This is a genomic window from Pseudomonas sp. NPDC086278 (assembly GCF_050280905.1).
Lineage (GTDB): Bacteria > Pseudomonadota > Gammaproteobacteria > Pseudomonadales > Pseudomonadaceae > Aquipseudomonas.
The window spans coordinates 86514-109963 of record NZ_JBNNWE010000001.1; the positions used below are offsets into that span (position 1 = coordinate 86514).

At 56.8% G+C, this 23450-nt stretch carries 28 protein-coding genes, 1 tRNA gene and 2 pseudogenes; 13 read left to right on the forward strand and 18 right to left on the reverse strand.

Annotation, left to right across the window (positions count from 1 at the left end; translation table 11 throughout):
* The first annotated feature begins 37 nt into the window (after window positions 1–37).
* Together ACQKP4_RS00450 and ACQKP4_RS00455 are read left to right on the forward strand one after the other, a co-directional pair.
* Window positions 38–271, forward strand: coding sequence for a hypothetical protein (locus ACQKP4_RS00450; protein ID WP_427629365.1), 234 nt, complete (start codon window positions 38–40; stop codon window positions 269–271).
* 74 nt (window positions 272–345) lie between these two features.
* Window positions 346–681: a hypothetical protein gene (locus ACQKP4_RS00455; RefSeq protein WP_427629367.1), complete on the forward strand. Its 336-nt coding sequence runs from the start codon at window positions 346–348 to the stop codon at window positions 679–681.
* Window positions 682–719: 38 nt separating this feature from the next.
* Here the strand turns inward: ACQKP4_RS00455 and ACQKP4_RS00460 are convergent, their stop codons facing one another.
* The 8 genes and pseudogenes from ACQKP4_RS00460 to ACQKP4_RS00495 all read right to left on the reverse strand — a co-directional run bounded on the left by ACQKP4_RS00460 (window position 720) and on the right by ACQKP4_RS00495 (window position 6283).
* Window positions 720–950: a DUF6555 family protein gene (locus ACQKP4_RS00460; protein ID WP_427629369.1), complete on the reverse strand. Its 231-nt coding sequence runs from the start codon at window positions 948–950 to the stop codon at window positions 720–722.
* Between the two features lie 115 nt (window positions 951–1065).
* Window positions 1066–1254, reverse strand: coding sequence for a hypothetical protein (locus tag ACQKP4_RS00465; protein ID WP_427629371.1), 189 nt, complete (start codon window positions 1252–1254; stop codon window positions 1066–1068).
* A gap of 147 nt (window positions 1255–1401) precedes the next feature.
* A complete protein-coding gene (locus ACQKP4_RS00470; RefSeq protein ID WP_427629373.1) occupies window positions 1402–1590 on the reverse strand; it encodes a hypothetical protein in 189 nt (62 codons plus the stop codon).
* A gap of 257 nt (window positions 1591–1847) precedes the next feature.
* The gene (locus ACQKP4_RS00475) at window positions 1848–2054 is read right to left on the reverse strand and encodes a hypothetical protein (protein WP_427629375.1); all 207 of its coding nucleotides are present in this window, start codon (window positions 2052–2054) and stop codon (window positions 1848–1850) included.
* Between the two features lie 643 nt (window positions 2055–2697).
* Window positions 2698–3003 (reverse strand): acid-activated periplasmic chaperone HdeA, encoded by a 306-nt coding sequence (hdeA, locus tag ACQKP4_RS00480; RefSeq protein WP_427629377.1) that lies wholly within the window; start codon window positions 3001–3003, stop codon window positions 2698–2700.
* Window positions 3004–3315: 312 nt separating this feature from the next.
* Window positions 3316–5049: a methyl-accepting chemotaxis protein gene (locus ACQKP4_RS00485; RefSeq protein ID WP_427629379.1), complete on the reverse strand. Its 1734-nt coding sequence runs from the start codon at window positions 5047–5049 to the stop codon at window positions 3316–3318.
* Between the two features lie 774 nt (window positions 5050–5823).
* Window positions 5824–5982, reverse strand: a pseudogene (locus ACQKP4_RS00490) (integrase); the annotation flags it as partial.
* A complete protein-coding gene (locus tag ACQKP4_RS00495; protein ID WP_427629381.1) occupies window positions 5930–6283 on the reverse strand; it encodes a hypothetical protein in 354 nt (117 codons plus the stop codon). The gene ACQKP4_RS00495 and the pseudogene ACQKP4_RS00490, both read right to left, overlap by 53 nt.
* 83 nt (window positions 6284–6366) lie before the next feature.
* Between ACQKP4_RS00495 and ACQKP4_RS00500 the strand changes: the two genes are divergently transcribed.
* Window positions 6367–6603, forward strand: a complete 237-nt coding sequence (locus tag ACQKP4_RS00500) for a hypothetical protein (protein ID WP_427629382.1) — start codon at window positions 6367–6369, stop codon at window positions 6601–6603.
* Between the two features lie 169 nt (window positions 6604–6772).
* Window positions 6773–7453, forward strand: coding sequence for a hypothetical protein (locus ACQKP4_RS00505; protein WP_427629383.1), 681 nt, complete (start codon window positions 6773–6775; stop codon window positions 7451–7453).
* Window positions 7454–7550: 97 nt separating this feature from the next.
* Here the strand turns inward: ACQKP4_RS00505 and ACQKP4_RS00510 are convergent, their stop codons facing one another.
* From ACQKP4_RS00510 to ACQKP4_RS00520, 3 genes and pseudogenes are all read right to left on the reverse strand, one after another.
* A complete protein-coding gene (locus ACQKP4_RS00510) occupies window positions 7551–7853 on the reverse strand; it encodes a hypothetical protein (RefSeq protein ID WP_427629385.1) in 303 nt (100 codons plus the stop codon).
* Window positions 7850–8140, reverse strand: a complete 291-nt coding sequence (locus ACQKP4_RS00515; RefSeq protein ID WP_427629387.1) for a hypothetical protein — start codon at window positions 8138–8140, stop codon at window positions 7850–7852. Before ACQKP4_RS00515 ends, ACQKP4_RS00510 begins: the two co-directional genes overlap by 4 nt.
* 354 nt (window positions 8141–8494) lie before the next feature.
* Window positions 8495–8737, reverse strand: a pseudogene (locus ACQKP4_RS00520) (DNA cytosine methyltransferase); the annotation flags it as partial.
* A 213-nt stretch (window positions 8738–8950) separates the two neighbouring features.
* On the opposite strand from ACQKP4_RS00520, the gene ACQKP4_RS00525 reads away from it, so the two are divergent.
* Complete coding sequence (locus ACQKP4_RS00525) at window positions 8951–9301, forward strand: hypothetical protein (protein ID WP_427629388.1); 351 nt, start codon at window positions 8951–8953, stop codon at window positions 9299–9301.
* A 53-nt stretch (window positions 9302–9354) separates the two neighbouring features.
* Here ACQKP4_RS00525 and ACQKP4_RS00530 read toward each other — a convergent pair whose 3' ends face one another.
* Both ACQKP4_RS00530 and ACQKP4_RS00535 read right to left on the reverse strand, forming a co-directional pair.
* Window positions 9355–9621 carry a hypothetical protein gene (locus tag ACQKP4_RS00530; protein ID WP_427629390.1) on the reverse strand — a complete coding sequence of 89 codons (267 nt, stop codon included), beginning with the start codon at window positions 9619–9621 and terminating at the stop codon, window positions 9355–9357.
* A gap of 342 nt (window positions 9622–9963) precedes the next feature.
* A tRNA-Ser gene (locus ACQKP4_RS00535) sits at window positions 9964–10051 on the reverse strand.
* Window positions 10052–10173: 122 nt separating this feature from the next.
* On the opposite strand from ACQKP4_RS00535, the gene ACQKP4_RS00540 reads away from it, so the two are divergent.
* Window positions 10174–10845 (forward strand): Bax inhibitor-1/YccA family protein, encoded by a 672-nt coding sequence (locus tag ACQKP4_RS00540; protein WP_427629392.1) that lies wholly within the window; start codon window positions 10174–10176, stop codon window positions 10843–10845.
* 60 nt (window positions 10846–10905) lie between these two features.
* Here the strand turns inward: ACQKP4_RS00540 and ACQKP4_RS00545 are convergent, their stop codons facing one another.
* Window positions 10906–11235, reverse strand: a complete 330-nt coding sequence (locus ACQKP4_RS00545) for a YceK/YidQ family lipoprotein (RefSeq protein ID WP_427629394.1) — start codon at window positions 11233–11235, stop codon at window positions 10906–10908.
* Between the two features lie 56 nt (window positions 11236–11291).
* Complete coding sequence (locus tag ACQKP4_RS00550) at window positions 11292–11729, reverse strand: Lrp/AsnC family transcriptional regulator (protein ID WP_427629396.1); 438 nt, start codon at window positions 11727–11729, stop codon at window positions 11292–11294.
* A gap of 134 nt (window positions 11730–11863) precedes the next feature.
* Here ACQKP4_RS00550 and ACQKP4_RS00555 point away from each other — a divergent pair, with 134 nt between their 5' ends.
* Window positions 11864–12757, forward strand: coding sequence for a DMT family transporter (locus ACQKP4_RS00555; RefSeq protein ID WP_427629398.1), 894 nt, complete (start codon window positions 11864–11866; stop codon window positions 12755–12757).
* Here the strand turns inward: ACQKP4_RS00555 and ACQKP4_RS00560 are convergent, their stop codons facing one another.
* Together ACQKP4_RS00560 and ACQKP4_RS00565 are read right to left on the reverse strand one after the other, a co-directional pair.
* The gene (locus ACQKP4_RS00560; RefSeq protein ID WP_427629400.1) at window positions 12758–13777 is read right to left on the reverse strand and encodes an FUSC family protein; all 1020 of its coding nucleotides are present in this window, start codon (window positions 13775–13777) and stop codon (window positions 12758–12760) included.
* 67 nt (window positions 13778–13844) lie between these two features.
* Window positions 13845–15470 carry an NADP-dependent glyceraldehyde-3-phosphate dehydrogenase gene (locus ACQKP4_RS00565; RefSeq protein WP_427629402.1) on the reverse strand — a complete coding sequence of 542 codons (1626 nt, stop codon included), beginning with the start codon at window positions 15468–15470 and terminating at the stop codon, window positions 13845–13847.
* Window positions 15471–15722: 252 nt separating this feature from the next.
* Between ACQKP4_RS00565 and ACQKP4_RS00570 the strand changes: the two genes are divergently transcribed.
* The 3 genes from ACQKP4_RS00570 to ACQKP4_RS00580 all read left to right on the forward strand — a co-directional run bounded on the left by ACQKP4_RS00570 (window position 15723) and on the right by ACQKP4_RS00580 (window position 18806).
* Window positions 15723–16109, forward strand: a complete 387-nt coding sequence (locus tag ACQKP4_RS00570) for a c-type cytochrome (protein ID WP_427629404.1) — start codon at window positions 15723–15725, stop codon at window positions 16107–16109.
* A 19-nt stretch (window positions 16110–16128) separates the two neighbouring features.
* A complete protein-coding gene (locus ACQKP4_RS00575; protein WP_427629406.1) occupies window positions 16129–17523 on the forward strand; it encodes a D-arabinono-1,4-lactone oxidase in 1395 nt (464 codons plus the stop codon).
* A 74-nt stretch (window positions 17524–17597) separates the two neighbouring features.
* Entirely contained in the window at window positions 17598–18806 is a 1209-nt protein-coding gene (locus tag ACQKP4_RS00580) for a DSD1 family PLP-dependent enzyme (protein WP_427629493.1), read from the forward strand.
* A gap of 123 nt (window positions 18807–18929) precedes the next feature.
* Here ACQKP4_RS00580 and ACQKP4_RS00585 read toward each other — a convergent pair whose 3' ends face one another.
* Complete coding sequence (locus tag ACQKP4_RS00585; RefSeq protein ID WP_427629408.1) at window positions 18930–19874, reverse strand: SphA family protein; 945 nt, start codon at window positions 19872–19874, stop codon at window positions 18930–18932.
* Between the two features lie 208 nt (window positions 19875–20082).
* Here ACQKP4_RS00585 and ACQKP4_RS00590 point away from each other — a divergent pair, with 208 nt between their 5' ends.
* The 3 genes from ACQKP4_RS00590 to ACQKP4_RS00600 all read left to right on the forward strand — a co-directional run bounded on the left by ACQKP4_RS00590 (window position 20083) and on the right by ACQKP4_RS00600 (window position 23267).
* Complete coding sequence (locus ACQKP4_RS00590) at window positions 20083–21117, forward strand: AraC family transcriptional regulator (RefSeq protein ID WP_427629409.1); 1035 nt, start codon at window positions 20083–20085, stop codon at window positions 21115–21117.
* Window positions 21118–21397: 280 nt separating this feature from the next.
* Window positions 21398–22285, forward strand: coding sequence for a Dyp-type peroxidase (locus ACQKP4_RS00595; protein ID WP_427629411.1), 888 nt, complete (start codon window positions 21398–21400; stop codon window positions 22283–22285).
* Window positions 22286–22301: 16 nt separating this feature from the next.
* Window positions 22302–23267, forward strand: coding sequence for a Gfo/Idh/MocA family protein (locus ACQKP4_RS00600; protein WP_427629413.1), 966 nt, complete (start codon window positions 22302–22304; stop codon window positions 23265–23267).
* The last annotated feature ends 183 nt before the right edge of the window (window positions 23268–23450 follow it).

Here is a 23450-nt window from a genome sequence, read left to right on the forward strand (position 1 = left end):
CGAAATAGTAAATTCCGCTAGGGCGAGGCGACCTCAAATGACGACCACCGATGACTTCAGATTCCATGCCCATCAACTGGTTGTTGATCTGGACGCGGCCACTACCGAGATGATGATGCTGATATCGGCTCATCAAATGAGCGGCCCTGAATGGGAGCGAGTCACGCAATGGCAGCACGAAGCGTATGAACGATGGATGACGTACCTCAATGAAAGGAGTTATCCGGATAAGGACCCAGGCACAGACCCTGATCCGTCCGGTAAAACCTGAGGATATTTGTGTAACAGATGGATGTCCGGGCGACGACAGGCTACATTTCGTTTTTTTCAGGATAAGGAAGCGTCATGCGGATGTTGATCGGGGGCATCGCCCTGGCGATGCTGGCAGGTTGTTCGTTGCCAGCGTCATTGGTGCCGGGTGAGCCTAACGTCAGTAAGTACAGCAGCAAGGTGCCAAAAGACTACGCCGCGTGCATATTGCCGCTGTGGCAGCAGCAAGTCTCCAGAACGGCACAGACCTCGATATCCAATGGTTACCGGATCAACGCTCCGAGCGTTATCACCGCTGACGAGATTCTGGACGTCGTGAAATACAAGGATGGCAGTCGGATTTCGCTGTATCAGGGCCCGCCGTGGGCCAAATCTGCAGCGATGCGCAAAGCGGTCAAGGATTGCCTCTGAAACCTCTTCGAACATTGCCGTAGGTGCCACGCCAGACGTTACGGCAATTCCTCCCAGATAACCTGTGTCAGGCCGGATTCTTGCGCATGGTTGCGCAGTACATCGTGGTTCTGATGATCGTGATTGTCTCCATACGTAAGCCCGATGCCGGAATGCAGGCAGGCGTAATACCACGCGTCTGCATCGGACATGTGTGAGTCAGGCTGCACAAAGACATGCCGGCCTTTTTTGAAGCGATAGGTGATCTGAAAGTGGCGAGGGCGAGTCATCCGATTCTCCAGGTGCTGCCACTACGACATTGATGGCGTAGTGCCAGTTCCGTTTATTTTTTCGGACTTTTCTCGCTGAACAAACGACGGATCTTTCAGTCAGTCAGGCACGCGATCAGGGCGAGTTGACGAAGGGACGCTCGGCGAGCATGCATTGCAAGCACTCGGCATTCAGTTGCTGGCACTCATGCTCGGCGTCCTGCCGTGTCGAATAGCTGGTGGGTAGCCGCCGTTTTTCCTCGTTGTCATAGAGGTTGAAACCGATCGGCGCGGTTTTGCAGTAAAAGCGCGATCCGCTGCGCATCGATCCCGTCTCCGTGGGGATTGCAGGAACAACAACGAATCTTGAAATCATCTTCGTGTACCCCTTCCAGACTCACTTACAGGGATAGCGGCTACGTGCCACTAGCGCAAGCGAGCGGTTGAACAATCCGATGAACAGGGCGCCCCTTCAGGAAGTCGGATGGCGTCGATCACTACCGGCGCCGTTGCCGCTATTTATCAATCGTCGTTCTGCCAGGATGTTTTGCAACGCCTGCCGGGCGTCGGGGTTGAGCTGATGTTCTCTGGCTTTCAGTTCGAGCAGGATGGGGCTGGACCAGGCACGGTAGGTTCTTTCGGCTTTTTTGATCGGCGACATTCATCTCTCCTTGAGCAGGGCCCGTCGAGCGGCGGGGCATGTCGATGGGTATGAACCCTAGTCGAGGAAACGATTTTTTGCCAAGTCGTTGCACTGCGATGGTGCGATTAGCGTTATTGCCGACGCTGCGCGCGGTTGGTCTGAAAATTTGGGGATGGTCGGGCTATCAGGCTCAAACAAACCCCGTAAGAGCCGAGCTTGCCAGCGAAGGCGCTTTCAGTGGCGCCTCGCTGCGTGGGAGTCGTTGGCCGCTGACGTCAGACCCCGTAACCGATGGTCTGCGCGGGCTTGCTGTCTTGCACTCCGGCAATGAGATGCAGCGGGACGCTTTGCTGCTCATCCACGCTGATGATTTCAATACTAGTTACTCGATGAAGGTGTCGCTCATTCAGCCCGGTCGACTCTTCTTCCTTTGCCTTTGCCATTCTCGCGTGGTTCGCTGCGATTTCATTGAGAGTTGACACGTTACATCTCCGGTGACTGACCAAGCGTATCGCTGGTGTCCTTAAACGTTGGTTGAATGCTGCCGCGTCAGAATAATGTCGATCTGGGGCCGCTGGATCGAGCTGTGCAAAGCCTGCGCCAGCGAGGGTCAGGTATTTGGCACTTCAAGGGTCAATGCGACGAATGGTGCAGCCTGGCAAAAGTGAACTGCGAGCACTGGAATGCGTCGAACGCATACAGGTGATCGAGCAAGATTTCGCTGAGGCGGGAGGGCGTCATGGGAAGAGGGGCAATGCTGAAGTTCTTCGCCGCTTATGTGTTTATTTGCGCGCTTCTGCAGTGGGGCGTTGCTCAGGCTTCTCCTTGGATCGCCACTCATGTCCTGCTGAAATGGATGCTGTAGCGCGCTCAGTCCCTAGTGCGCTTCGGCAATAAAAAAGCCCTGAATAATCAGGGCTTTTTCGTTTAAGGAATTAGTTGGCCGCGCCGGTATTGCTGTTCTTTTGCGATGTCTCAAACGAGGTGAGTTTTACTCGCGCCTCAGAGTCGACAAGGCGACTAAAAGAACGACGTTCGCTGGTTTTTGAAGTGGCGCGGGGAAGATCTGGAGACAAATGCCTGAATGCCTTGAGAGCTTGTTCAGTGTCTCCAGATTTTTTCCGGTTACTGTTTAGCCTTCGTTGCTTTCAGCGTGTCGACAAAAGAGCCTTGCGCGTTCTGGGTACAGGCTTCAATCACCTTCGGGGTGACTTTGAGAGTGCCGTCTACATCCATCACGGCATCGACGGGCTTGCCTGACTTAGTAAAACCCTCGGCGAAGAAGATGGCATTAGGCTGATACGTCTCATCCATCTCCAGGAAGTCGCCACACGTCCACTTGTCGACAGGCTTGGCGGGCGGCTTAGCCGCCAATACAGCCGAACTGGCCAAAATAGCGAGGGTGGCTACAAACACTTGTTTTGCATTCATTGTTTTATCCCCGATACGGAGCTGAGTGGTTAAGAGCGTGAACCTTAGTGTAGGAATTCACAGGGACACACTATAGGTCTTCACTCGATTTATGGCTGCACTTTTTCAGGCGACGCGGTGTATCGCTGATAACCGTCGACGCGATGAAGGAGAAGAGGGGCAGTTTTTACTGGCGGTCTGTTTCCTGGCTTGGCCGGCATCAAGCATGCTGGCAATGCCAGCCGCGCTCCCGAAGAAACTACGGCGCTAGAGGCAAATCACGAACCGCCTCGCGCCGCCCGGAATGAATCCCGAGCGGAGGCTTACGGAGGATTAGATGCTGAAACTATTCATTTTTATAGCGAGGTTTTCCGAGAGTTTTCGCAGCGCCTGACATCTATCCCTGCAAATCTGGATATCGCTGCTTGTCAGGCCGGCTAAATCGGCAATGCCCTGCACATTGCGATTGATTTCCTCTGTTACTGAAGACTGCTCTTCGGTTGCTGTAGCTGCCTGTTGATTCATGTCGCTGATCTGTTCGATACGCGTGGCTATCCTTTGTAGCAGTTGGTTCGTGTTGTGGCTTGCTTCTACACCAGTAGATGTCGCCACCTGCCCGGAGCGCATGGACGTTACTGCGTTTTCAGCCCCCTGCTTGAGGCTGGCAATCATATGCTGGATCTCATCGGTTGATCGCTGAGCTCTGCTTGCCAACGTACGAACTTCGTCGGCAACCACGGCAAACCCACGGCCCATTTCTCCAGCACGAGCTGCTTCGATGGCGGCGTTGAGTGCGAGTAAGTTGGTTTGCTCAGAAATGTTGCGAATAACAGCCAGTACCTGGTCAATAGAAGCGACCTGTTCAGCCAGCTGGCTCACTACATTGGACGCTGTTCCTATATCACTGGCCATCACTTCAATCTGAGTGCAGGAATTTTGTACGGTTGTGCTGGCCTGCTGCGAATCGTTCAGCGCCTCTCGAGTGACCTGGGCTGTATTATTTGCACTGCGGGCAATTTCTTGTACGGTTAGCCCCATTTCATTTACGGCAGTGGCCACCAAATCGGTCATTTCATTTTGCTGGCTAGTGCGGTCGCTGGTGTTATCGATCATTTGTGCCACATCATCGATGGCAAGCACTAGTTGTTGGCTGGTATTGAGTGCTGCTCCAATCAATAACTTGAGTTTATCGTTCATCATCCCCAAGTTGCTCATGACACTGCCAGCAGGTGCCTGAGGTATATGCGTCGTCAAGTTACCAGCGGCCAACTCGTTTACCACTGCATCCACTTCTGCGGGTGCTGCTCCAAGTTGATTCAGGAGCCTGCGGTGGCTTAGATAGATCAGCAAGCCGATTTCCGCGAACAGTAAAAAAATGAAAATCAGAAACATATACTGAGCGTTTGCCAGATTTCCGTCTGCCACGTTGACGGCGTTGGCTGTGCGTCGGTCGAGCAGGACGAAAAAATCGTCCAGCGGCGCCATGATTTTTCCCTTGAAACGGTGATAATCCGAGCTATGCAGGAGGTTCCTGGCTAGCGCCATATCGGGCTCGTTCTTGACTGTGTAGTTCCCCTGCGAATCGATAAATTCCCCTTTAACCGCATGCATCGCTCGGACTTCAAGCTGCACCAGATCATTAGAGTTAGCCTGCGCCTGTTGTAATTTGACGAATTCAGATTCGGCGAATCCAGCTTTTTTCATCAATTCATCGAGTGAAATGGCGGGGCCGTCAGGCCGCGGCTTGGCATTCCCGGCAGCAACGAAATCCCAATAAATACGCTGATATTCTTGTGGGCGGGGGGCCTTGCCGTTACGGATGTCGAGTATATGGAGGTACTGACGCTCGTACTCCGGGTCTGCGGTCACCACATAGGTGCGAGCGAGTCGGGTCAAGTCGTCGGAACTCTGGCGAAGTTCATCCGCTAGAAGATAAGACTCATAACGTTGTTCGGTAATGTCCCGCAATTCTATGGACGCCTGCTTCATAGCGAAGAATGCGTAGAGCAGTGCGGCTAGAGTAGCGGCAAGAACAACCATGAGTATTTGAATTGACTTCGCACGCATTGCATGAGCCCCTAATGGAAACAGTGATCCCGCATGTACATCGATGTTTGCCTGCAACAGATCGACAACTTCTCTTGTGCCGATCAGGCGAGTTATCCAAACGTATTGATTCTGCTGCCACCTAATCTGGCAACACAAAGGGGCAACAAGGCGAGGATTTGCACTTTCAAGGACTTTTCGACAATCATCGGAAGATACCCATGGCAGGAATGAGACACGCCCAATCGAGGCGTGGAAAGTGTCCGAACATCCCTGTCTGCGGCATCGGCTTTTAGCAGATACGTGCACCGTGACTTAACTGTGATCGGCGCACCAGAATGGTTCTTTAGAAAAAAATCTGACCGTTGGCGGTGCAATCGTTTGCGGCGCTTTAATTTTCACAAAATCGTCATGACGCTATGCGATGAACCTGAAAAAACCGCGAAAGGCGCCTCCCTTGCGAGCAAGGTGGTGTTTAACCTCAGCATGATGTGTTTTTTCGAAAGTGGGTTTTCTCGATCCTCGATGTAGGCGCGTTTTGCTACCGGTAGCATCTGCGGGGAGCAGGATGGACGTTGTTTCGCGATGGCCGACTCGATGGCTCAGTACGCCCTCCACCTCGACCCCATTGGCGCCGCGAGGGGGTGCGGAGCGAGAGCGCAAATCCATGCGTTGCAAGGACGGGCTTCAATTCCTCGTTGATGTCTTCCCAGAGGGCTCCTATGCTCTGAAGCCCTCTAGAATCAAGGGGTGGCAGTTTACTTGCGGAAACGAAATCGGCCTGCTTTTAGGCGGCTATCGGGTTGGTTTTACGATCTCGCCGACGCGGCGATACACCGTCTCGGTGATGCGCTTGTCGGTATGCCCAAGCAGCCGGCTGGCGTCGCCCAGGTCGTCGATTTCACTGGCCGCTTTCGGCCGGATATCCCGGAACTGAAACTGCCGAATACCCGAGCAGCCATGCGAGTCGGTGGCAGGTGAAACGCTGACCCTTGACCTTGTATAGCGGTAGCCGTCGGGATTCAGATATCCCGCTACAGCGCCGGTCATCCATGTAGGCGTCGAACACATCAATGGAAACATCGCTTTCCATGTAAGTGATCTTCGTTTCCACCTGGTTGCGGAGGCACCACTCCATGAATTGCGCTTCGGTGATTTCGTCGTCGTACTCCGACAGGTAGTCGGGATGCGACCACCAGCCATCTACATCGCGCTCAACCGGCAGTGGTCGGATCAAAACAGTTTCTTCAGGCATGACTGTTCCTTTGCCGCTATAGCGGCTTTCAATTTCACAATGGGGAGAGGTATCGTGCCGCCAACATTAGGTGGAGGTGCGATATGGTCATACACGGAGTTGAATACCGGTTCTTTCGTGCTTCAAGCGTTGTTGAAGGTCACGATGGCCTGGCGCTGGAGTGCTGGCGAGGTGAGAAGGGGCCGGTATTTGAGATATTTCGAAACGATGAAACATTGCGTTTTGAGGTAACTCTGTTCGAGCAGAACGTTCCACTTGAATTGCTTGAGTACGCCATTTCGGACGTCCGTGAGGAGCTTGGTGATTTCGATCCGCTATAGCGGCTGACTTTGAAGGGGGTGTACTGCTGCTGCGCGATAGACCCGTTAGTACTAGCTGATGATCAGCGGTCCTGATACGGAGGGGATTTCGCCGTTGGAGAATAATCGTGGATAATGCAGCAGATAATTTATTTGGAGTGTTTGCATGTTAGGGAAAAACGAGTGGTCAATGTTCTTGGATAATCTCGGCAAAGTAGCTGCCTGTTCCGTTGTTTTGGTTGGTTTATCCTTCTGTGCTGGTTATTTTTCTTTAAAGGGATATCTTGACTCATTAGGGGCTTACTGGTTTTTGGGGTTTTATGCAGCTACTGAATTTATAGTTGGTGGTATGTGGTATGCATCTTTTTTATTCATGGCTATGGTTCTAACGCTGCTTTTTGCTAATTTGAACTGGCCATCTCATTTGGAACTGAGAAGAGCTAGCTTTGTATTAATGGTATTGTTTATTCTGGCTAGTATGGCTCTTGTTATATGCTTGGGTGATCGGGAAGCTATGAAATATTTGGGTGGGGGTTGGTCGTTTTCTCTGATTACAATAATTTCTGCAATAAATATCTCTATTTCTGTCCATGAGAAAAGTGGTGGGACGCCATATTATAGGTTTCTTGGGTTGGTATCTGGTGCGATTTTTATTTTGGTTATGATTGTGATCATACCGTTGCTAAATGGCCAGTCATCCGCTCAACTACTGCGTAATAAAGATGCAAGAGTCATGAGCTACGTTTACAAAGTAGACGGTGAAAAAACACACATCCTGGTATCTGTTGGTGGAGGTAAGATGTTATTGGTCGATGCCGATATGATAACTTTTAGTGTTGTTGACCCAGCTACCGTTTGGGGCGTCAGATAAAATCATTCGGGATATTCAGCGTTGTTCAGCATATTTCGATTCATCCCCAAAATTAGTTCAAATCAGATAACCAATAATGGGTCTGCTGTAGATGCATTTATAATGCGGCCACTTTTGGAACGTACGTCAGCGTGCCATTTAGGATCGCTTCCTTGATGGCTTCGAACTCCCAGGCGTAATACTGGGATTCGACGTAGACGCGCATCTCGCCGTAGTCGTGCTTTTTACGCCGAATGAAAGCCTCGGCGGCTTCCTTGGTGAAGTGGCTGTTCACGATCTTCCTACGCTTATTCCATCCGGTGACAGTATGATCGTCGAGTTCGCTGAGCAGCTCCCACTGAGCGTCGGTGTCGAGCTCTAGGAAGCCGCATTCGTTATCTTCCTGCACCTTGGCGTTCAACTCCGCCTGATCCTCTTCGTCGCAGTCCTCCCAGTATTCTTCAGGGCTGAACCAGAACAGTCCTCACGACACACTACCAATCCTTCCGCATAGTCCGGCTCGAAGCCGTAATCGATACGTTTGGTCTGCACGGTGAAAAGCGCGGCAGCTGTGTGGTGCCATTTAACGCCGGCGCCGTTGCAGTCATAGCGAAGGCGCTCTACGAAGTCGGTCCAGGTTGCCGTATTGAGTTCGGCGCCGGTCGCCAAGCTCGGTAGCGGCTCGTCCGGTTTGTTTTCTGTGGGCATGGGGCGTCCTATGCCGGGTCATGCCCGGGCGGTGGAGGGTGGTGAGGGATCAGCTACAGTTCAGCGATCAGCCAAACGGAGGTGGATATGGAATGCTTTATTTGCGGTGCGGTTGCCAAAACGCGGGCGCTTGAATTGGGCGGCCACTCTATTGACTGCCCTACCTGTGGCCTTTTCGAGGCACAAGGTGATTTCTCTAAGGCTTACCAGGTTGCGGCCACTGGCATGAGGGCTATCTTGGATTTACAGCGCCAACAGGGGATAACGTTGCCGGTTATTTCTGGGCAGTCAGCCTTTGAGTTGTGTCTGCTGAGTCGAATTTCGGTAAATGGTGAGCCGTTGGTGAGGTTCTAACTATAAAGCCTCAATCAGGCGCAGGATTCTGCGCCCGATCCACCGTACTACCAGCACCGCCTTGCTGTTTCCGATCGCCTTGTAGCGCGGGCCGTCCGGACATTCGCTGGCGGGCTTGCCGCGCCAAGGGATGAGCGTGTAGTCGTCGGGCTGGCCCTGGAGTTGCTCGCATTCAACTGGCGTGAGTCGGCGCACGGCAGAATCAATCAGTGCATGCGCTTTATCGCCACCACCACCGGATGCTCACTTCACCGCCCAGCTCAGCTGTCCCGCCAACAGCTTGGCGGCAGCCTCTTCTCGTTCAACGGCAGACTTGTGCAGCGTTTCCAGCTGCTCAATAGCGTTATCGCGAGCGATGGTGGTGTCGGAGGAGGGGCGGCTAAATCGCTAAAGGAACCAGCGAGCTGGGCCGATATGTCTTGGCATTAATGCCAAATACCTGATCTGGAGATATGAATGTTCCTAACTAAAGTTCGCACTGGTACGGCCATCGCGATAATTGCCTTCGCTTATGTCGGTTCAGCTCCGGCCGCAAGCGACGTTGTCGCGGACCACAACACTGCGGTTATGGCTGTCGCATCCACCCAGGCGTGCGCAAAAAAGCATCCAGAAGCAGGGATCACTTTAGAAAAATTCCTGACGGAGCAGAAAGAGGGCATGACTGACGAGATGGCGAAACACATCCGTGATGTTGCTACAAATCCTAAATACGAAATGGAGGTGAAGCAGTCGACTGAATTCTTCAACTCCAAAGGCGGCCAGGATTTGCTGGACAGTCTTTGTGGTGGATTTATTACTGCGAAGTAATCGCCCCCACTAGCTCACTTTGCCGTGATTCATACCCTGGTGCAGGTGGGCGGTTACCTGTGGTCATCACTGAAGAACTGGAGGTTGCTGATGAGCAACATTGACTGGTCGTTGTTGATCACCAACGGCATGAAAGAGGCGGAGGCTGCGTCGTACATTTTCACCAGGCCGAAGATGTTCTCCCGAGCGCTGCGCAGTTGCAGATTCAACTCCTGGACTTCGTTTTCCAGCATCAGCTTGTAATGGGTGATGGTTTCCAGTTCAGTCGGGCATCCAAGCCAGTCGCTGGTGTCTTCGATGTCGGAGGGTTCCACGGCCATTCAGATCCGCGCTGCTCGACCCAATTCGTTAGCTCCATGATGGCGGCTTCGAGGGCGAGCTGGTTTTTGTTGATCTTGAAAAGCAGGGAAGGGAGCAGGTCTGAGTTCGGCATTTAAATATCCTCCGTGATGAGGATAGGGCAGCAGTTTGGAAATGTGGGGTTCGAGTGGCAGGACGCCGTAGAAGGAAGTAGATGTAAAAATATTTATCGGAGGGTTGTAATAGGCCAGTTGCGGAAATAGCCAAAAACGTGCGGAAACGACCACTAAGGCAGCACGGGAGATTTCCAAGCGCCAGAAACGAAAAAGCCCTGAATAATCAGGGCTTTTTCGTACATAAGATGGCGGAGGCGATGGGATTCGAACTCATGGACCTGTTACAGTCGACGGTTTTCAAGACCGTTGCCTTAAACCACTCGGCCACACCTCCGTTTGTGTTGCGGGCGCCATAATACCTGAATGAAACACACTGTCAAACTCTCGGCATAGCTTGTTACAGAGCGTCTGTTATGATCTTGCGACTGAACGTTTCAAACCAACAGGAGTGTCGCCATGCGCGAACAGGATTACGCAGTTAATAACGGCGTGCAGGTCGAGCAGCTAGAGGTTAGCCGCGTCCTGCGCAATACATACGGCTTGCTCGCTCTCACCCTTGCATTCAGCGGCGTGATGGCGTTCGTGGCTCAGCAGATGCGTGTCGGCTACCCGAATATTTTCGTGGTGCTGATCGGTTTCTACGGGCTCTTCTTCCTTACCAACAAACTCCGCGATTCGGCTTGGGGCCTGGTGTCTGCTTTTGCCCTGACCGGTTTCATGGGTTTCTTGCTCGGCCCGATCCTCAATCGTTACCTGGGCATGCAGGGCGGCGCTGAAGTCGTCAGCTCGGCCTTCGCGATGACGGCGCTGGTGTTTGGTGGTCTGTCGGCTTACGTGTTGATTACCCGCAAGGACATGAGCTTCCTGGGTGGCTTCATCACCGCAGGTTTCTTCGTTCTGCTGGGCGCGACGCTGGCGAGCTTTTTCTTCCAGATCAGCGGGCTGCAACTGGCGATCAGCGCAGGTTTCGTGCTGTTCTCTTCGGTCTGCATTCTGTTCCAGACCAGCGCCATCATTCAGGGCGGCGAGCGGAACTACATTATGGCGACCATCAGCCTGTATGTATCGATCTACAACCTGTTCATCAGCTTGTTGCAGATCTTCGGCATCATGAGCCGCGATGATTAATCGCAGGCGTTAAGTAAAAAACCCGCTTACGCGGGTTTTTTATTGCCTGTAATTGCGTAATCACTCGGTGACGATGATGCTGCCATCGGCTTGCTGCCGGTAGATGGTATAGGGCAGCAGCAAGGTGTCGAGTGCGCCGGAGATCACCACATCGATCAGCACGATGGCCGGAGCGTTGTCATGTTCCTGCGCATCCCGGCCTTTTTCAAGAGGGGCATTGAGGGTACAAAAATCGTAGGTCACGCCGCTGTAGATTCTTGGAACCGCGCCGCAATAGCTCTTTTGTTCCTTAAGGCTTTTGGCCGCCACTTCGTCCCCACGCACCACCGTTTGAATCGTGCCGCAACCCGCGAGCATCAGCGTCGCGAGTAACATTGCCTGAGTTTTCATACCGCCAATCCTTCGCCGGAAACCGTCAATCTACACCTTTGAGATCTAAACGACACTCATGTCATCGGGGGCAAGCGGCGTTTGACCGGCGTCTTCTTGACGATTGCCGTGTTGGTTTCAGCATGGGTATTAAGTCGGTCGAGCAGCGTGTCCAACTGCTCCATCGAGCGCACATGCAAACGCGCGATGAAGCAATCGTCGCCGGTGACTTTGTCGCACTCGGTGAATTCAGGGATGGCCTGGATCTGCCGCTCAACTTTCTGCAACTGACCGGGCAAAGGGCGGATACGCACGATCGCCTGGAGCTGATAGCCGAAGCATTTGGGGTCGATCTCAACGGTGTAGCCCTTGAGCACGCCACGCTCCTCGAGCCGACGCAGGCGCTCGGCGACACTGGGTGACGACAGGCCACTGATCTGCGCCAAGGCCTTGAGCGAGCGGCGTGAGTCTTCCATCAATGCGCTGATCAGCACTTGGTCGATGTCATCGGTCATGGCGAACCCCTGTTAGGCAGTTTTTTCAAATTGCCTTGATAAAAAAGGCAGAAGCCGAGTTTAGCCTGCTTTTTGCGCTGGAGAAGCCCCTCGGCGCATTGGCATAATTTGCGCTCAAACACAGGAGTCTGACGATGGACAACACACTACGTCGCGGGTCATTCGAGATGACCGCCGCCATGCTGATTTCCGGGACCATCGGCTGGTTCGTGCTGGTGTCAGGGCAACCGGTGCTGGACGTGGTGTTCTGGCGTTGCGTATTCGGCGCCGGCACCTTGCTGTTGATTTGCGCAGGGTTCGGCTTTCTGCGACCGGGTATTCTGACCCGTACCACGTTCTTGCTCGCGGTGCTCAGCGGCATGGCGATTGTCGGCAACTGGCTGCTGTTGTTTGCGTCGTATTCCCGCGCATCGATTGCCATCGGCACTGCGGTGTATAACGTTCAGCCGTTCATGCTGGTCGGTCTCGCAGCGCTGTTTCTCAATGAAAAGATCACCCTGCAGAAGCTGTTCTGGCTGGGCATTTCGTTTCTCGGGATGCTGGCGATTGTCAGTGCGCACGGGCAACAGGGCGAGGGCGGTACGCAATACTTGATGGGCATCGGTCTGGCATTGGGGGCGGCGTTTCTCTACGCGATTGCAGCGTTGATCATCAAGCGCCTGACCGGCACGCCGCCGCACTTGATCGCCTTGATCCAGGTCTGCACTGGAGTGCTGCTGCTCGCGCCTTTTGCGCACTTTTCGGCGCTGCCACAAGCCGCTGGCGCCTGGGCCAGCCTGGTGACGTTGGGCATCGTCCATACCGGCGTGATGTATGTATTGCTGTACGGCGCGATTCAGAAACTGCCGACCGCACTGACCGGCGCACTGTCGTTCATCTACCCGATTGCGGCGATTTTCGTCGACTGGTTTGCCTTTGGCCACCGTCTGCAGTTGCTGCAATGGATTGGCGTCGCCGCGATACTGCTGGCCGCCGCCGGCATGCAACAAGGTTGGGGCCTGAAAATGCGTCGGGCCGTGACCCAATAATCAGATGTTCCAGCGCGACGCCGTCTTCGCGAGCTCCTGGCGCAGTTCGCCAACATTCAGGGCGAACTGCCGAATCAGTGACCGATAGCCCTCCAGCGGGTAATAAACCGCAGCATCAAGGGTTGAGTTAACCGCTGGTTCGAGCGGCCGCTTGAGTCGTTGCGTAGCGCCGGTTTTCAGCGCCCGCGCCATACCGATCAGTTGCACCCGAATCTGCTGGTGCTCGGCGTTCATGCTCGCTTGCAAATGCGCCATGACCTCGGGATCGCTAGCGTCCGGGCGGGTGTTGCCGAGGATTTCCAGGGTGCAGATGCACATGCGCAAATGGCGTTGAACGGCATCGAGTTCGTTCATCGACATCTTCACTTCCTTGGATACCGATGGCATCAGCGACCGCTGTTGCACCATGAGCGCATTCAGCCGGTTCATCAATTTCACGTGCTCGTCATCTGAAACGGGCTGGCCGGCGATGATGCGCCCATAAATCGTTGCGCAATCGCGCAGCGAATCGGCGAGGTTGTAGCGCCAGGAATAGACCGCATACGACGGCAACGCGAAGGAAAACGTCAACGCCAGGGCAATGCCGATGAGAATGTCCACCCCGCGCCACAGACCGTCGCTGACCGGGTTGTCGCCATGGCCGGCGACGATGAACACTGTGATCCCCGCCAGCAGCGCGGTGTAACCGCCCTTGCCGATGGCGTGATACGAGAAGAACCCGCACACCACACACATGACCAAATAGGTCAGCCACTGCATGCCGAGCCAGGCCTGTTGCGCGATCAGCAGCAAGCCGATAGCGGCGCCGAGCAAGGTGCCGATAGCGCGTTCAGCGGCTTTTTTGCCGATGTTGCCGTGGTGTTGCAAACCACCGATCACCACCAGCATCGTCACCGACGCCCATTCACCGTGGGGCAGGTTGATGCCGGTGGTCAGCAGGATTGTCGCCAACAAACCCAACGACACGCGCACCGCGTGGATCAGTTTCGCGTAGCGAAAGCGCCGATACGGGTCCAGCAACGGACGCAGGATTCGGCGCAGCAGTGGTGGCAGTCGGTGGGTGTTGAAGGTGCTCAGGCTGGTCTCCTCAGAAGATGTAGTCGGTGGTCAGGAAGCTCGAATCGCGTCCGCGAATGATCTCGCTGATGAGCGATTTGTTGCTGTCCTGGAATTTGGTCGCCACCAGGGTCCGGATCGAAAACACCCGCAGCGCATCATGCACCGACAGCGTGCCTTCGGCGGAGTTTTTGCGGCCGTTGAACGGGAAGGTGTCCGGGCCGCGCTGGCACTGGGCGTTGAGGTTGATCCGTCCGACCTGGTTGGCGAACGTGTCGACCAGACGGCCGACCGCTACCGGGTTGGTGCCGAAGATACTCAACTGCTGGCCGAAGTCGGATTCCAGAACGTAGTCGATCACCGTGTCCAGATGCCGGTAAGGCACGATTGGAACGACCGGGCCGAACTGTTCTTCCTGGTACACGCGCATCTGCGGGTTCACCGGGTACAGCACCGCCGGGTAGAAGAACGACGCCCGCGCTGCACCGCCATTCGGATTAACCACCGTCGCGCCTTTGCTCACGGCGTCCGCCACCAGCCCGTGCAAGTAGTCGACCTTGCTCGCTTCCGGCAACGGCGTCAGCGACACACCGCTGTCCCACGGCATACCGGGTTTGAGCGTGGCGAGCCTGGCGTTGAATTTCTCGATGAACGACTCGACCACGTCTTCGTGGACGAAGAGGATTTTCAGCGCGGTGCAGCGCTGGCCGTTGAACGACAGCGAGCCCGTCAAGGCTTCGCTGACCGCGTTGTCCAGATCGACCTCCGGCAAGACGATGCCGGGGTTTTTCGCATCCAGGCCCAAGGCCGCACGCAAGCGGTGGGGTTTGGGGTGGAGTTTTTTCAGGTCGCTGGCGGCTTTGTTGGTGCCGATAAACGCAAAGATGTCGATCTTGCCGCTGGCCATCAGCGCGCTGACCGTCTCGCGGCCGCTGCCATAGATGACGTTGATCACTCCGGGCGGGAAGCTGTCGCGGAACGCTTCCAGCAACGGACGAATCAGCAGCACGCCGAGTTTGGCCGGTTTGAACACCACGGTGTTGCCCATGATCAGCGCCGGAATCAGCGTGGTGAAGGTTTCGTTCAGCGGGTAGTTGTAAGGGCCCATGCACAGCGCCACGCCGAGCGGCACGCGACGGATCTGCCCGAGGGTGTCCTGTTCCAGCTCGAACCGGCTGGAGCGGCGGTCGAGTTCCTTGAGCGCGTTGATGGTGTCGACGATGTAATCGCAGGTGCGGTCGAATTCTTTTTCCGAGTCCTTGAGGTTCTTGCCGATCTCCCACATCAGCAACTTGACCACCGCTTCGCGCTGCTGACGCATATGGCCGAGGAACGTTTCGACGTGCTGGATACGTTCGGCCACGCGCATCGTCGGCCACAAACCCTGGCCCCGGTCATAGGCGCGCACGGCGGCGTCGAGGGCGGTGAGGGCGGTTTCGGCGTCCAGCAGCGGCGTGCTGCCGAGGATGACTTGTTCGTCGCCATTCGCGCCGGTCAGGTACACCGGGCTGCGGACCTGGGCGAGCGGACCGGCCCAGGTTTTCAGTGCGCCATCGACCAGGTAGTCGCGCTGCTCGATATGGCCGTCGAAGCGGTATTTTTCCGGGATGTCGGCGTGGCTTGGGAACAGATTGTCGAGAATATTCGCTGTGGTCATGTCGCTACCCCGTCTGGATTGGGTGATGCACCGATGAAACGTTTTAGCAGACCTCGGCCTCGCTTGTCATGACTCACTCACCGATTTTGCCGCCAGGCGTTGTGCGAGGCCTGTTCGGTCGTGGCCTCGGATGTCCCCCTTGTTGGCCCCCAATGCCCTCAACCCGGCAGCGTAGGTGCCTTAGTGTTGAACCTCTCCTTGATCACAATAAAAAGGTGCACCTGCCGAGGGGCGCCACACGAGAGGACAACCATGCGGGCCAGTCGATTCACTGAAAAGCCTAGCCTTTGTTTCGCCGTGGTGGGCTGCGTCGTCGCGCTGCTCAGCGGTTGTGGCGACGAACCGAAAAACCCGGCGACGCGCAGCGAGGCGGCCACTGCCAGGCCTGCCGACACCGCACTGGCGCAGGTCTACGACAACAGCTGCAAGCTCTGTCACGCCAATCCGGCGGCCGGCGCACCGTTGACCGGCGACCGAAAAGCCTGGGAGCCACGGGTGCAGCAAGGCGCCGACACGCTGCTCGATCACGCGATCAACGGCTACAACGGCATGCCGCCGATGGGCATGTGCATGCAGTGTTCCGAAGAACAGTTTCTGGCGCTGATTGCCTTCATGTCCGGCCAGCCACTCCAACAATAAGAACGGCAAGGTGCAATTCATGACGATGGACTTAACACGGCGTCAGTTGCTGCAACGGGCGAGTGTCATTGGCGCTTTCACCGCGCTCGGCTCCACGCCGGCGCTGGCCGAGTTGCTGCGCGCGCCGCGACTGATTCCCTGGCGCAACTGGTCGGGTGGCCAGAGTTGCCTGCCGGCGGCGCGGCTGGCACCGAAGACGCTGGATGAGTTGACTCAGGTGGTGCGCGAAGCGCCCGGCAAGATCCGCCCGGTCGGCTCTGCGCATTCTTTCAGTGCGCTGGTACCCACCGACGGCACGCTGCTGTCGCTGAGCTTTTTCACCGGGCTGCTCGATCACGACCCGACAACGCTGCAAGCCGAATTCGCAGCCGGCACGCCGATGTCGCGCATGGGCACGCCGCTCAAAGACGTCGGCCAGGCCCTGCAAAACATGGCCGATATCGATTACCAGACGCTCGCCGGAGCCATTTCGACCTCGACCCACGGCACCGGCAAAAACTTTCAATCCTATTCGGCCCACGTCTGCGGCCTGCAACTGGTGACCGCCACCGGTGAGGTGCTGGACTGCGACAGCGCGCACCATCCTGAAGTGTTCAGCGCCGCGCGGGTCTCGTTGGGGGCGCTCGGCGTGGCCACCAAAGTGCGCCTGCAAAATCGTCCGGCGTATCGCTTGAGAGAGCGCCAGTGGATCGCCAAGACTGAAGAATTGCTCGAAGACATCGACAAGAACACCCAAGAGAACCAGCACTGGGAAATGCTGGTGGTGACGCACTCCGATTACGCGTTATCGATTGCCCTCAACGAAACCACCGACCCGGCCACCCCCCCGATTCCGGCGGACGAAGAGGGCGGCAACGAGTTCGTGACGCTGATCGAGAAGATCGACAAATACGGCAGCGACTTCCCGGACCTGCGCCGCACGATGCTCAACAATCTGCGGCACCTGGCCAGTTTCGATGACCGGGTCGGCGACTCCTTCGACATCTACGCCAACGTGCGCACGGTGCGGTTCAGCGAGATGGAATATTCAGTGCCGGCGGAATACGGCCCGGCGTGTCTGCGCGAGATTCTCCAGCTGATTCAGGACAAGGACCTGCGCACCTGGTTTCCCATCGAGTACCGCTACGTCAAGGCCGACGACATTCCACTGAGCATGTTCGAGGGCCGCGACAGTTGTTCGATCTCGGTGCACCAGCATTACCAGATGGATCACCACAATTTTTTCGCCGCCGTCGAGCCGATTTTCTGGAAGTACAACGGCCGGCCGCACTGGGGCAAGTTGCACACGCTCAACGCGAAAAACCTGCAACCGCTGTACCCGCGCTGGCAGGAATTCATTGAAGTGCGGCAGGCACTCGACCCCAGCGGCAAATTCCTCAACGCGCATTTGTCGTCGATTCTGGGGGTGAGCTGATGGCCGTCAATCGCCGTGACTTCCTGATCGGCAGCGTGGGTGTCGGCGCGTTGCTGGTGGGCGTGGGCGCGTGGTTGAGGCCGGGCGATCATGGCGCTCCGTACAGTGATTACTTCCGCGCCCTGAACCATGAACTCAAAACGTCCGGGCCGATGCGGCCGGTGATGTTGATCGATCTGGACCGCCTCGATCACAACATCGATGTGGTGATGCTGTCAGTGAAACGCGGCGGCAAACACCTGCGGCTGGTGGAGAAATCACTGCCGGCGCCGGGGCTGCTGAGTTACATCGCCCAGCGTGCCGGCACCCAGCGCTTGATGTCGTTCCATCAGCCGTTTCTCAACCATGACGCGGTGCAGTTTCCCGAGTCCGACATCCTGTTGGGCAAGCCGCTGCCCGTGCGGTCGGCCGAGCTGTTTTATCAGACGCACAAGGGGCCGTTCGATCCGTCGAAGCAATTGCAATGGCTGCTCGATACGCCGCAGCGACTTCAGCAATACCTGGCGCTGGCGCAGGGTTTGGGCACGCGATTGCGGGTGAACATCGAGCTGGATGTGGGTTTGCATCGAGGTGGTGTCAGCGATTTGGCCGAGTTGGGGCAAATGCTGACGTTGATCAGCGCGAACCCGCAACACCTGGAATTCGCCGGTTTCATGGGCTACGACCCGTTTGTGGGCATGGGTGTGCCGGGGATTCTGGGCTCGCCCGAAGAACTGTTCGCCAAGGTGATGGTGATTTACAACCGCTGCGTCGACTTCACTCGTCAGCAATATCCGGGGTTATGGCGTGAAGGGCTGACGCTCAATACCGCCGGCAGCCCGAGTTATCGCATGCATGAACATGAAAACCTCAGCAGCGAGGTCTCGGTCGGTACGGCGATGCTCAAGCCGACGCACTACGATTTGCCGTCGCTGGCGGAGCATGTGCCGGCGGCCTACATCGCCACGCCGGTGTTGAAGCGTACGGGGGCGGTGAACATCCCGGCGCTGGATGGCGCCTCGACAGTGTTTTCGTGGTGGGACACCAATCAGCGGCAGACTTTCTTTGTTTATGGCGGCAACTGGATGGCGGAATTCGAGTCGCCATCGGGGCTGCAGAGCAACGGGGTGTATGGCCGCAGTTCGAATCAGGAAATGGTGAATGGCTCGACGGCGGTAGGGCTTGGAGTCGAGGATCAGGTGTTTTTGCGGCCGACCCAGACGGAGTCGGTGTTGTTGCAGTTCGGAGATTTGCTGGCGGTTCGCGGTGGGCGGATTGTTGATACCTGGCCGGTGTATTCCTGACAGTTAATGGGTGTTTGTTCCGACGCCTTCGCGAGCAAGCCCGCTCCCACAGTGCAATGCATTCTGGCAGAAACATGCAATCCAAATGTGGGAGCGAGCTTGCTCGCGATGGCGTCAGTTCAGTCAAAACGCATACGGAATACTGACTTTGGCCCACAGCATTTCACCCTCGGGCCGGTTCTCCACATCGAACTCCTTGGCCCAGCGAATCTCGGCGCTGGCGTACTTGAGAAAGGTCCAATGCAACGCCGGGCCAATCGCGAACACCTGGCCACGCACGCCGTCATTCACGTCCTCGCCATTGAACTGCACGGTGTGGCCGTATTGCTTGTCGTCGGTGGTCTGCTTCAGGTAGTAGCCGTTCAACCCGAGCATCAAGTCGTCGGTGATTTTGTAGCTCGCCGAATAATCGAAGTGGAAAATCTGCCCCGATTTGTAATCGGTGTCCTTGTTCTTCTCGTTGAAGCTGTACGTGGTCTTCATCGACACCTCGGTGTTTTCCGTCGGCAGCCAGGTGAAGGAGAACAGCGGTTTGTAGGTGTAGAAGTTGTTGCTGGTGTTGGCCAGGCGATCAACGCTGTATTCGCCGGTCGGCACGGTGATTTCCAGCGCGGCGCCAAGGGTCAGGTTCTTGCCCATGTCCCACAGGATGATCGGCGCGACGGTGGTGTCGCCCATGCCTTCGCGGGTGTCTTGCAAACCGAACACCGAGACTTCCTGCTTCAGCCACGGCTGCGCGATGTAACCCGCCAACCGGCCCCCGAACACCCGCACCGGGCTGAGGTAATCCAGGCGCGGGATGACCGCCGTGGATTCGATCTCGACATTCGGCACTTTGCCGCCGAGGGAGCTGATGTTCAGCTTCGTCGACTTGTAGTGGTTGTAGTAGAGGTTGAACGCAACCATGTTGTCCGGAAGGCTGTTGACGTCCAGCGGCAACATGAAAAAGCCGTCGGTGCCAGGGCCGATGTTGTCGACGCCAGCCTCGGTGGCCAGCGCCGGCTGGATGGCGCAGACGCCGGCCAGGCTCAGGGCCAACAGGGGAAATGTCGTGCGGGTCGGGTTCATTTTTGTACTCGTTATTATTGTTAGCGGGCATTCCTTTGGCCACACGAGGGCCGCCCCATAGAAATAAGCGGTCTGCGCGGTGCGGGGCAGGGTATTGGCGGCCATTTAGGGGGACTTCTGCGGACAGCCTGTCAACGCTGTGCTAACTTCCTTCGACATAACCGGTAACAAATAATAAGAATGCTGCCTGATCCGGAATGTAAGCCCCATGCAGATGAAAGTCATCGATCCCACCTTTGAACTGGCGCTGGTGTCGCCGTTTCTGTTGCAAACCCTGGCCGAAGTCGCGCAGCAAAAAGGCGTCAACCCTGACAACCTCTGCCGGGGACTGGGCTTCACGTTTGAAGACCTGCAAGACCCGGCGCAACGCATTTCCTATCGCCAGGCCGTGGCCATGATTCAGCGCGCACTCAAGGTCTTGCCCAATCAGGGCCTGGGTTTGTGGGTCGGCGCGCAAAACGTGCTTGGCACCCTGGGTTTGCTCGGGCATGTGTTGTCGCTGTGCAAGACCTTGCGCGATGCCTTTGAGCTGGGGATTCGGCATCAACACACTTCCGGCGGGATTGTGGTGTCGAGCGTGGAGGAGGCGGGTGATCGGGTGTTCGTTGATGTCGAATGCCGCTTGCCGTTTGCCGACGTGCAGTTATTCGCGGTCGAAGAGTTTTTCGCCAGTTTGCTGGTGTACGGGCGGGCGCTGGTCGGGGTGGATTTCAAGCCGATGGCCGTCGAGTTCATGCACGCCGCGCCGGACTATCTCAGCGAATACCAGCGTCTGCTCGGCCCGGACGTGCGCTTCGGTTGCCTGCAAAATCGCATGCTGATCGCCGCGCATTGGCTGGACGTGCATTTGCCCAATCACCATTCCCTGGCCTTGCGTCAGGCGGTCAAGTTGCTTGAGCTTGAAGCGACGCAGGTGCACCAGAAAATGGATTTGATCCAGGCGGTGGAACGGGCGATTGCCCGGGACCTGACCGAGGGCAGCCACATCGAAAAAATCGCCTGCGACTTGAACATGAGCAGCCGCACCTTGCGCCGTCGCCTCACCGAACATGCGCTGACGTTCGAGACCCTGCTGGAACAAGTGCGCCAGGCCCGCACCATGAGCCTGCTGGCCAACCCGCAGATGTCTATCGAACGGATCACCGAAGAAGTCGGCTACAGCGACGTGCGCAGCTTTCGCCGCGCCTTCAAACGCTGGACGGGTATGAGTCCCAGCGCGTTTCGGAACGAGAGCCCGGCCTGAGCTGGTGGTTTGTGGTGAGCAGGCTTTGGTAGACGGTATGACTGGGGAATGCAGGGGAGTGCTTCGCACTCCAACGGGGGCAAGCCCCCTCACCACAGGCAGACCCTCTCACCACAGGCAAACCCCCTTACTACAGGCAAACCCTCTTACCACAGGCAAACGCCATCACCACAGGCAAACCCTCTCTCCGCAGGCCAGCCTCTCACCACAGGCATAGCGTCTGATGCCACACAAATTCTCTGGCTCCGGTTAAACTCCGCGCTCTTTTTAAGGAGTTCATATGAGTTACTACCAGCCGGGCATTCTCGCCACCCCTGTTCCGCCTCAAGCCCGCCATATGTTCTTCGCCCTCGAATCCGTCGAAGCGCTGCCGGCCGCGATCGACAACTTGATGCAACTGGTGGATGGGAAATCGGCGGTGGTCGGCTTCGGTGAATCCCTGGTCAGGGCGCTGCACGCGCAAATCGATGGCCTGCGCGCCTTTCCTGCCATGACCGGCGTCGGCGTCGATAACCCGTCGACTCAACATGCGTTGTGGTGCTGGCTGCACGGCGTCGACCGGGGTGAATTGCTCAATCGCAGCCACGCCATCGAAGCCGCGCTGGCTCCGGCGCTGCGCCTGGTACAGATGAACGAAACCTTCCGCCACCTCACCGGCCATGACCTCACGGGCTACGAAGACGGCACTGAAAACCCGCATGACGAAGCCGCCGTGGCCGCCGCGCTGCTGGGCGAAGGTGCTGACGGCTTGGTCGGTGGCAGTTTTGCCGCGATCCAGCAATGGCAGCATGACTTGAAGGGTTTCAACGCGATGCCGTCCCATGAAAAGGACAACATCATGGGGCGCCGCCTGAGCGACAACGAAGAAATCGACGACGCGCCGATCTCCGCTCACGTCAAACGCACCGCCCAGGAAAGCTTCGCCCCCGAGGCGTTCGTGGTCCGTCGTTCAATGCCGTGGATCGAAGGTGATCGCGCCGGCCTGATGTTCCTCGCGTTCGGTTTTTCCCTTGACGCGTTCGAGGCGCAACTGCGGCGCATGAGCGGTCTGGAAGACGGCATCACCGACGGCCTGTACCGCATGAGCCGGCCGATCACCGGCGGTTATTACTGGTGCCCGCCGCTCAAGGACGGTCATCTGGACCTGCGCGCCTTGCGCATCGGCTAACCGACAGGGAGTGAATATGGACGTGGTGCGCTGGGGCATGATCGGTTGTGGCAGCGTCGCTGAACGCAAAAGCGCGCCGGCGTTTTACAAGGCCCCGGGTTCGGCGCTGGTGGCCGTGATGGGCCGGCGCCTGGACGCGGTAACCGATTACGCCACGCGCCATGGCATCGCCAGGGTCTACACCGATGCGCAAGCACTGATCGATGATCCGCAAGTGGACGCGGTGTACATCGCCACGCCCCCCGACAGGCACCACGCCTATAGCGTGATGGTCGCAGCGGCCGGCAAGCATTGTTGCGTTGAAAAGCCGATGGCGCTGAATGCCGGGCAAAGCCTGGCCATGCAACAGGTCTTCGCCGACGCCGGTTTGCACCTGTTTGTTTCCTACTACCGACGTTCGCTGCCGCGCTTTCAACAGGTGCGGCAGTGGCTGGCGGACGGGCGCATTGGCGAGGTGCGCCACCTGAGCTGGACGCTGACCAAAGCGCCGTCCCCGGCTGATCTTGGCGGTGCCGATAACTGGCGGACCGACCCGACAATTGCTGGCGGCGGCTACTTTGCCGACTTGGCCAGTCACGGGTTCGACCTGTTTCAGCACCTGCTGGGCGACATCGTCGAAGTCGCCGGTTTCACCGCACGGCAGGCCGGTTTGTATGCCGCCGAAGACGCCGTCAGCGCCAGTTGGCGCTTTGCGTCGGGCGCGACGGGCATGGGCTGCTGGAACTTCGTGGCGGACCGCCGTGAGGACCGGGTCGAGCTGATCGGCAGCCAGGGCCGGATCAGTTTTTCGGTGTTTGACGAGCATCCGGTACAACTTGACGCCGCTGAAACCCTCAGCCTGCACATCGACCATCACGAGCATATCCAGTGGCACCACGTGCTGGGCATGAACGCCCATATCCGGGGTGAAGCGCAGCATCCGGCGCTGGCCGCACAAGCGCTGAAAACCGACTGGGTGATGGACCAGATCCTCAAACGTTAAAAAATCGCAGCCTGACCTTATTCCCAAGCAATGCGTAAACCTGTGGGAGCGGGCTTGCTCGCGAAGGCGTCGTGTCAGCCAACATCATTGCTGACTGTGCCAACGCTTTCGCGAGCAAGCCCGCTCCCACAGGTTTACGCATCTAACCTTATTCCCAAACAGTATTTCTCAACTCTTTCGTTA

What these genes read in the sequence shown, in the direction of transcription:
- ACQKP4_RS00450 (WP_427629365.1), top strand. Translation starts at nt 38, where the DNA reads ATGACGACCACCGATGACTTCAGATTCCATGCCCATCAACTGGTTGTT.
- ACQKP4_RS00455 (WP_427629367.1), top strand. Translation starts at nt 346, where the DNA reads ATGCGGATGTTGATCGGGGGCATCGCCCTGGCGATGCTGGCAGGTTGT.
- ACQKP4_RS00460 (WP_427629369.1), bottom strand. Translation starts at nt 950, where the DNA reads ATGACTCGCCCTCGCCACTTTCAGATCACCTATCGCTTCAAAAAAGGC.
- ACQKP4_RS00465 (WP_427629371.1), bottom strand. Translation starts at nt 1,254, where the DNA reads ATGCGCAGCGGATCGCGCTTTTACTGCAAAACCGCGCCGATCGGTTTC.
- ACQKP4_RS00470 (WP_427629373.1), bottom strand. Translation starts at nt 1,590, where the DNA reads ATGTCGCCGATCAAAAAAGCCGAAAGAACCTACCGTGCCTGGTCCAGC.
- hdeA (WP_427629377.1), bottom strand. Translation starts at nt 3,003, where the DNA reads ATGAATGCAAAACAAGTGTTTGTAGCCACCCTCGCTATTTTGGCCAGT.
- ACQKP4_RS00485 (WP_427629379.1), bottom strand. Translation starts at nt 5,049, where the DNA reads ATGCGTGCGAAGTCAATTCAAATACTCATGGTTGTTCTTGCCGCTACT.
- ACQKP4_RS00495 (WP_427629381.1), bottom strand. Translation starts at nt 6,283, where the DNA reads ATGCCTGAAGAAACTGTTTTGATCCGACCACTGCCGGTTGAGCGCGAT.
- ACQKP4_RS00500 (WP_427629382.1), top strand. Translation starts at nt 6,367, where the DNA reads ATGGTCATACACGGAGTTGAATACCGGTTCTTTCGTGCTTCAAGCGTT.
- ACQKP4_RS00505 (WP_427629383.1), top strand. Translation starts at nt 6,773, where the DNA reads ATGTTCTTGGATAATCTCGGCAAAGTAGCTGCCTGTTCCGTTGTTTTG.
- ACQKP4_RS00515 (WP_427629387.1), bottom strand. Translation starts at nt 8,140, where the DNA reads ATGCCCACAGAAAACAAACCGGACGAGCCGCTACCGAGCTTGGCGACC.
- ACQKP4_RS00525 (WP_427629388.1), top strand. Translation starts at nt 8,951, where the DNA reads ATGTTCCTAACTAAAGTTCGCACTGGTACGGCCATCGCGATAATTGCC.
- ACQKP4_RS00530 (WP_427629390.1), bottom strand. Translation starts at nt 9,621, where the DNA reads ATGGCCGTGGAACCCTCCGACATCGAAGACACCAGCGACTGGCTTGGA.
- ACQKP4_RS00540 (WP_427629392.1), top strand. Translation starts at nt 10,174, where the DNA reads ATGCGCGAACAGGATTACGCAGTTAATAACGGCGTGCAGGTCGAGCAG.
- ACQKP4_RS00545 (WP_427629394.1), bottom strand. Translation starts at nt 11,235, where the DNA reads ATGAAAACTCAGGCAATGTTACTCGCGACGCTGATGCTCGCGGGTTGC.
- ACQKP4_RS00550 (WP_427629396.1), bottom strand. Translation starts at nt 11,729, where the DNA reads ATGACCGATGACATCGACCAAGTGCTGATCAGCGCATTGATGGAAGAC.
- ACQKP4_RS00555 (WP_427629398.1), top strand. Translation starts at nt 11,864, where the DNA reads ATGGACAACACACTACGTCGCGGGTCATTCGAGATGACCGCCGCCATG.
- ACQKP4_RS00565 (WP_427629402.1), bottom strand. Translation starts at nt 15,470, where the DNA reads ATGACCACAGCGAATATTCTCGACAATCTGTTCCCAAGCCACGCCGAC.
- ACQKP4_RS00570 (WP_427629404.1), top strand. Translation starts at nt 15,723, where the DNA reads ATGCGGGCCAGTCGATTCACTGAAAAGCCTAGCCTTTGTTTCGCCGTG.
- ACQKP4_RS00575 (WP_427629406.1), top strand. Translation starts at nt 16,129, where the DNA reads ATGACGATGGACTTAACACGGCGTCAGTTGCTGCAACGGGCGAGTGTC.
- ACQKP4_RS00585 (WP_427629408.1), bottom strand. Translation starts at nt 19,874, where the DNA reads ATGAACCCGACCCGCACGACATTTCCCCTGTTGGCCCTGAGCCTGGCC.
- ACQKP4_RS00590 (WP_427629409.1), top strand. Translation starts at nt 20,083, where the DNA reads ATGCAGATGAAAGTCATCGATCCCACCTTTGAACTGGCGCTGGTGTCG.
- ACQKP4_RS00595 (WP_427629411.1), top strand. Translation starts at nt 21,398, where the DNA reads ATGAGTTACTACCAGCCGGGCATTCTCGCCACCCCTGTTCCGCCTCAA.
- ACQKP4_RS00600 (WP_427629413.1), top strand. Translation starts at nt 22,302, where the DNA reads ATGGACGTGGTGCGCTGGGGCATGATCGGTTGTGGCAGCGTCGCTGAA.